Below are 2,844 nucleotides of genomic sequence, written 5' to 3'. Positions count from 1 at the left end.
AATTTACAGTTATCGGCCCGCCCCCTACCATCCCCACCCATTTGATTGACCCACATGAGGCTTTCGAGGCAATGCTGCCGTTTTTAACCCCAGTAGAAGCGGATTTTACCGCCACTAATCGCCTAATCATCGAGCAACTTCACTCCGATGTTGGGCTTGTCGAAAACATTGGTCATTATATTGTTGATTCTGGCGGCAAACGGCTTCGCCCCATACTGGTGCTGCTAACAGCTAACGCGCTGGGTTTTGGGGCAAAAGAAGATGCTCGCCCAATGCACTCGCTCGCCGCCATTATCGAATTCATCCACACGGCCACCTTACTGCACGATGATGTCGTGGACGTTTCGGATATGCGCCGCAGCCGGTTAACCGCCAACGCCAAGTGGGGCAACGCACCCGCCGTACTGGTTGGCGACTTCCTCTACTCGCGGGCCTTTCAGATGCTTGTCGCGCTCGGCAGCATGCCAATAATGGGGATTCTATCGAATACCACTAACGTTATTTCTGAAGGCGAAGTCCAGCAGCTGGTTAACGCCAAAGACCCCGACGTTACCGAAGAAAACTATTTAAGCGTTATTCATAAAAAAACTGGCGCACTTTTTGAAGCGGCTTGCGAGGCCGCAGCGATACTCGCTAGCGCAACGCAACAAGAGCAACAAGCGGCGCTTCTATTTGGCCATCATTTAGGCATTGCTTTTCAGCTAATAGATGATGCGCTAGATTACGACGGCGATAGCGAAAAACTCGGCAAGAATGTCGGCGATGACCTCGCCGAAGGCAAGCCTACGCTGCCGCTGATTTACGCAATGAAACACGCAAATCAGCAGGAGCAAACGCTGATTCGCAACGCCATCACCAATGGCAGTACCGCCGACCTTGAAGCGATTGTTAAGATCGTCAAAGACTGCGGCGCTCTAGACTACACCCATCAAGCCGCGAAAACGCACGCCCACAAGGCGCAGCAGGCTTTGGAAAACTTGCCTCAAAACTGCTTTACCCAAGCCATGGCAGACCTTGCGCAATTTGCTGTTGCCAGAAATCACTAACGCACAACAGCACAATTAATCGACACACTACACCCGGTATTTACCTTTAGGGGGTCACATGCCCAACAATGCTCTAGCCAAAACCTACAGCAACTGGGAGAACTTGGAAAAGCTCCAAGCCCAAATTAGCAAGCTTCACTTAAGTGAACTTTTTGAACAAGACAGCACCCGCGCCGCACGCTTTAGCGCTAGCGCCGCTGGACTCGACCTCGACTTTTCGAAAAACCATTTGTCGGCCGACATTTTGAGCGAGCTTGTTCAGCTAGCCAAACAAGCCGACCTTAAAGGCGCCATTTCTCGTATATTCAAAGGCGCGCATATCAACAACACCGAAGATCGCCCAGCGCTGCATGCCGCTTTGCGTCACATTGGTGAGCCACAAACCGCCGAGCACAAAGAGGTTCAAGAAACCTTAGCGCGCATGAGCAAGCTAGTTGCCAAAGTACACAGCAAAGAGTGGAAGGGCTTCAAAGGCGAAGCCATTACTGATGTGGTGAACATCGGTATCGGTGGCTCGGACCTTGGACCGCGCATGGTGACCAAAGCATTAACGCCATACCACACCGGCCACGTGAACCTACACTTTATCGCCAATGTTGACGGCGCCGAAATTCACGATTTAACGAACGGTTTGAACCCAGCAACAACACTCTTCATCGTTGCCTCTAAATCGTTTTCGACTCAAGAAACCCTCGAAAACGCCAAAACAGCGCGCCGCTGGATATTGGCCGGCGGCTGTGACGAAGGTGATTTACCAAAGCACTTTGTTGCCATTTCGTCGAAAGTTGATAAAGCTGTTGAATTTGGTATTGCCGCCGAGAATGTTTACCCCATCTGGGATTGGGTTGGCGGTCGCTATTCTTTATGGTCTGCCATTGGTTTGCCAATTGCTTTCGCTGTGGGCATGGACAATTTCAACGCTTTGCGCACCGGCGCACACGCGATGGACAAGCACTTCGCCGAAGCCCCGATAGAAAAGAATATCCCCGCATTGATGGGCTTAATCGTTTTTTGGTATACCCAATTTTTCGAAACGACCGCACAAGCCGTTTTACCCTACGCCTACCATATGCAAATGCTGCCGGCTTACCTGCAACAACTTGAAATGGAAAGTAATGGTAAAAGTGTTACGCGCGATGGCGACCGAGTTGATTATTCAACAGGTTCAATCGTTTGGGGCACAGAAGGTACGAACGGCCAGCATTCGTTCCACCAGCTGTTGCACCAAGGCACGGTATTAATGCCTATCGATTTTATCGCAACGCTAAAAGCACACCACCCCATCGATCATCAGCATCGCTTATTGTTTGCTAACTGCGTTGCCCAAAGCCAAGCTTTATTAACCGGCCGCGATCTCGAAACCACGAAAGCCGAGCTTCGCGCATCTGGCACGAGTGAAGATGAAATCGAGCGCTTAGCCGAGCACAAAGTGCACCCCGGCAGCCGTCCAAGCAATACCATTTTGATGGAAAAATTATCGCCCGAAACTTTGGGTTCATTAATTGCCGCTTACGAGCACAAGGTTTATACCTTAGGCGTATTAATGAACATCAACTCGTTTGACCAATGGGGCGTTGAACTCGGTAAATTACTGGGCAACCACGTTAACGATGCCATCGAAACTACCGATGTACCCGGCGACTGGGACTCATCAACCGCTCGCCTAGTTGAGCGTTTTTGTGAAGCCAATAAATAATGTAACAATTCAGCCATGCTCAAATAGGCCGGCAAATTGATCATTTCCTGGGCCGCTCAAGCCATCCTTGGGCGCTATGCAAGCGCTCCCGGCGCTTGAATG

At 50.7% G+C, this 2,844-nt stretch carries 2 protein-coding genes; both read left to right on the top strand.

Going from position 1 to position 2,844, the window contains the following annotated elements:
• Positions 1-71: 71 nt before the first annotated feature.
• Positions 72-1,046 carry a polyprenyl synthetase family protein gene (locus AC3A8L_RS20970; RefSeq protein WP_487964227.1) on the top strand — a complete coding sequence of 325 codons (975 nt, stop codon included), beginning with the start codon at positions 72-74 and terminating at the stop codon, positions 1,044-1,046.
• A gap of 58 nt (positions 1,047-1,104) precedes the next feature.
• Entirely contained in the window at positions 1,105-2,742 is a 1,638-nt protein-coding gene (gene pgi, locus AC3A8L_RS20965; RefSeq protein ID WP_487964226.1) for a glucose-6-phosphate isomerase, read from the top strand.
• Positions 2,743-2,844: the final 102 nt, after the last annotated feature.

Source organism: Marinagarivorans sp. (genome assembly GCF_982758155.1).
The sequence above is the reverse complement of the archived record's forward strand: the minus strand, read 5'-3'. Positions and strand labels throughout refer to the sequence as shown.